The organism is Geminocystis sp. GBBB08, assembly GCF_016743215.1.
GTDB lineage: Bacteria > Cyanobacteriota > Cyanobacteriia > Cyanobacteriales > Cyanobacteriaceae > Geminocystis.
Map to the genome: position 1 here is coordinate 1 of NZ_VRZC01000260.1, position 3,274 is coordinate 3,274.

Annotated in this window: 5 protein-coding genes and 1 tRNA gene; 4 read left to right on the forward strand and 2 right to left on the reverse strand. The window is 32.6% G+C overall.

What is annotated here, in order from left to right:
* From FWJ34_RS18875 to grxD, 3 genes are all read left to right on the forward strand, one after another.
* A partial coding sequence (locus tag FWJ34_RS18875) for a hypothetical protein (RefSeq protein WP_396232093.1) occupies positions 1 to 527 on the forward strand: 527 nt, incomplete at its 5' end.
* A 152-nt stretch (positions 528 to 679) separates the two neighbouring features.
* Positions 680 to 934 carry a BolA family transcriptional regulator gene (locus FWJ34_RS18880; protein ID WP_308256874.1) on the forward strand — a complete coding sequence of 85 codons (255 nt, stop codon included), beginning with the start codon at positions 680 to 682 and terminating at the stop codon, positions 932 to 934.
* A gap of 86 nt (positions 935 to 1,020) precedes the next feature.
* Entirely contained in the window at positions 1,021 to 1,344 is a 324-nt protein-coding gene (gene grxD, locus FWJ34_RS18885) for a Grx4 family monothiol glutaredoxin (protein ID WP_308256875.1), read from the forward strand.
* 80 nt (positions 1,345 to 1,424) lie between these two features.
* On the opposite strand, the gene mazG is transcribed toward grxD, so the two are convergent.
* Together mazG and FWJ34_RS18895 are read right to left on the reverse strand one after the other, a co-directional pair.
* Entirely contained in the window at positions 1,425 to 2,243 is an 819-nt protein-coding gene (mazG, locus tag FWJ34_RS18890) for a nucleoside triphosphate pyrophosphohydrolase (protein ID WP_308256876.1), read from the reverse strand.
* 185 nt (positions 2,244 to 2,428) lie between these two features.
* Positions 2,429 to 2,992 carry a metal-binding protein gene (locus FWJ34_RS18895; protein WP_308256877.1) on the reverse strand — a complete coding sequence of 188 codons (564 nt, stop codon included), beginning with the start codon at positions 2,990 to 2,992 and terminating at the stop codon, positions 2,429 to 2,431.
* Positions 2,993 to 3,037: 45 nt separating this feature from the next.
* Between FWJ34_RS18895 and FWJ34_RS18900 the strand changes: the two genes are divergently transcribed.
* Positions 3,038 to 3,109: transfer RNA gene (locus FWJ34_RS18900), tRNA-Val, on the forward strand.
* The last annotated feature ends 165 nt before the right edge of the window (positions 3,110 to 3,274 follow it).

Below are 3,274 nucleotides of genomic sequence, written 5' to 3' on the forward strand. Positions count from 1 at the left end.
CTCTAGGTTTGATTTTTTCTTTAGGAATTTTATCCTTCGCTTCCAACACTTTAGCTCAATCTACTGTTAATCCTCCTGATGTTTTAGAAGAAAATACTGCCACTCCTATTAATCAGACAGAAAGTCTTTTAAGTCTTCAGGGGGGAAAAAAATTAATGAAAGAAGCCGAAGTTGCCATTAATGCTGGAAATTATGACTTAGCCGCCACTAAATTACAACAATCAAGACGTATTTTTAATCAACTTTCTAACTTTTATTTACAATTAGCAGAAAGTTTTTCTGGTATCGATAATCGCCTTGCAGAAGGGCAACGGGCTGGGGCCTTAAAAACCGCAGCATTAAGAGATGAATCTACTTATCAATTAGCCTTAGTACATCGAGCCCAAAATAAACCTGAATTATCTGTACCTCTTTTAATTCAAATAATTCGCTCTCAAAATCCTACCAGTGAATTGGGTAGAAAATCCTATCAACAATTATATGAAATTGGCTTTGTACAAACGCCTTTTGAAACTACTAATAAGTAATCTAATAGCCTTTATTTTTTAACTTTATTTATTTCTAAAATCAATCATAAAAATTAATTTTATCAATCATTAATAATACTTTGTAAAAATAAGTAAAAAATGATATAATATTATAATTTAGATTTAAAAACTTTCAGGAAAATTTATTGACAATGGTAAGTTTAGAACAAGTAAAAAAAACTATTCAACAAGAAATCTCTGATGCTCAAGTATTCGTTAAAGATTTGACGGGAGGGGGTGATCATTTGGAAGCGATCGTCATCTCACCTCAATTTGAAGGGAAAACTAAAGTCAAACAACATCAATTAGTGTATAGTGCATTACAAAGTGAGCTAAAATCAGAAGCTATCCATGCTTTAGCTTTAAAAACTTATACCCCTTCTACATGGTTAAGTGAGCAAAATTAACTCATAAATTTCAAAAAAATAACCATCAAGGTTAAACTAGAAACTAACTCTTTTTCGTAATCTTATTATCATATTTACTAATTATTATGACACCAGAATTAAAACAACGTATTGATGACATTGTAAATACTACTCAAGTAGTCGTGTTTATGAAAGGTTCAAAATTAATGCCTCAATGTGGCTTTTCTAATAATGTTGTGCAAATTTTAAACACTCTTGGAGTACCATTTGAAACTGTTGATGTTTTATCAGATTATGATATTCGTCAAGGTATTAAAGAATATTCTAACTGGCCGACAATACCTCAAGTATATGTTAATGGTGAATTTATTGGCGGTAGTGACATTCTGATCGAATTATACCAAACTGGTGAGTTACAGCAAATGATAGAAGTTGCTTTAGCCTCTTAAATAATAAGGAATGAGGAATAGGGAATTACGAGGCAAGATGCCTATTTCACAACTATTAGGAGTTTAACATTTTTCAAGCCTTATCTATTTATAACTTTTTTCGCTTTTTGCCATAAAGATTCTAACTCTAAAATATTATATTCTTCTAAAGGTTTATCAGCAAATTTTTCCATCATTAAAATACGTTGAATAAATCTTTGATTTGTACCTTGTAAAGCGATAGTAGGATCTAGTTTATACCATCTACCAAGATTAATTACGGTAAATAATAAATCGCCCAATTCATCACTGGCGTGTTGTTTATCCCCTTTTTCAATGGCTTCTTGAAATTCTGCTAATTCTTCTTTAAATTTATCCCAAACTCCCTCGGCATTTTCCCACTCAAAACCTGCTTGAGCTGCTTGTTTAGAAATTTTTAAACTTGCCATCATGATGGGTAAACTACGAGCATAAATTTTAAGTTGATCACTTAACAAATTAGACTCTTGTGTTTCTGCTTTTTCTTCTTGTTTGATTTTTTCCCAATTATGACGAACTTCTGCTTCGTTGACTACTACTACATCACTAAAAACATGAGGATGACGGCGAATTAATTTAGCGGTAATAATTTGAGCGATCTCTTTTAAGGAAAAATCTCCTTTTTCTTGGGCAATTTGAGCCTGTAATACTATCTGTAATAATAAGTCTCCTAATTCTTCAGCAATGGCTTGTTGATTTTCTGAGTGTAAAGCATCAACTGTTTCATAGGCTTCCTCTATGATATAGGGAATTAAAGATTGAGGTGTTTGGGCTAAATCCCAAGGGCATCCACCATCAGGCGATCGCAATTTAGCGACAACTTGAATTAAATTATCTAAAGCCTTGAGGATTTGGTGATTAACGGATTCCGTTATATTCATAAAATTGATTAATAACTTAGGTGTTAAGTATTCGGTTTACAGTACTTTTTAAATGAGTAAATAACATTCTAAAATGATGGATAGTGAATCGCCTACTTGTATTGATAAAATTTATTATAGAAAATTTGCGTCTTTTTTTTCTTTGCACCTTTCTTTGCGCCTTTGCGAGAAATAAGCCAATAAAATTATTTATTTTTAACCCTTTGAGTATTTTTCTTCAGAATTTTTTTACGACTTCGAGGAGGCTTTTTCACGGATTTCCGCCAACTATCAATATTATCAGCGACATAATGGCTCATGGCACCTAATTCTAAACCAATAAATAAAGATAATACTTCTCGCCAATATTGATTTTTGACTATAGTATAAGCATTTACCATAAATTTTTGCCAATGCCAATTAAAACCCCAAAATAATTGGGTGATCGCCACTCCTAAAAAAGCCAGAATAAGTAAAATAAAACTAAGATAAAAGACACGAATAATGGTACCAATCAGAAAACCATGAGAAAAAAAAGAACGATGTTTGAAGGTTTTTTGATAGGGAAGCCACAAAAACTTGAAAAATCGCCAACGTTGATATTGTATCGAAAAAATATCTAAATCAGGACCAAACATCAAGGCACTAAAAATAAAACCAATACTGGCAAAAAAAGTTAAATCTAAACGGGCAGTGAAGATAAGAAAAATAGCAGAAACAATAGGTAAACAAATCCAAGTAATTCGATCATGATTTTTTCCGGAAGGCATCTTGCATTTTTTTTGACTAATGGTTATAATAATAAATGTCGTTAAGGGCGATTAGCTCAGTGGTAGAGCGCCTGCCTTACAAGCAGGACGTCACTGGTTCAAGTCCAGTATCGCCCATTTTGTTAAAACTTGTGAAGTTTTTATTATAACAGTTATGCAGTAACAAATTTGACAACTCCCCGCCTATCACGGCTAGGATTCTTCCTTCACTGAGTGATGCCTTGTAAAAGCAGTACCTTTACTCGGTCTTACTCTCTCTCCAGAAGCTATAGCGATGTGTCC

Excerpts from the sequence above, each read along its gene's own strand:
- FWJ34_RS18880 (WP_308256874.1), top strand. The coding sequence starts at position 680 with ATGGTAAGTTTAGAACAAGTAAAAAAAACTATTCAACAAGAAATCTCT.
- grxD (WP_308256875.1), top strand. The coding sequence starts at position 1,021 with ATGACACCAGAATTAAAACAACGTATTGATGACATTGTAAATACTACT.
- mazG (WP_308256876.1), bottom strand. The coding sequence starts at position 2,243 with ATGAATATAACGGAATCCGTTAATCACCAAATCCTCAAGGCTTTAGAT.
- FWJ34_RS18895 (WP_308256877.1), bottom strand. The coding sequence starts at position 2,992 with ATGCCTTCCGGAAAAAATCATGATCGAATTACTTGGATTTGTTTACCT.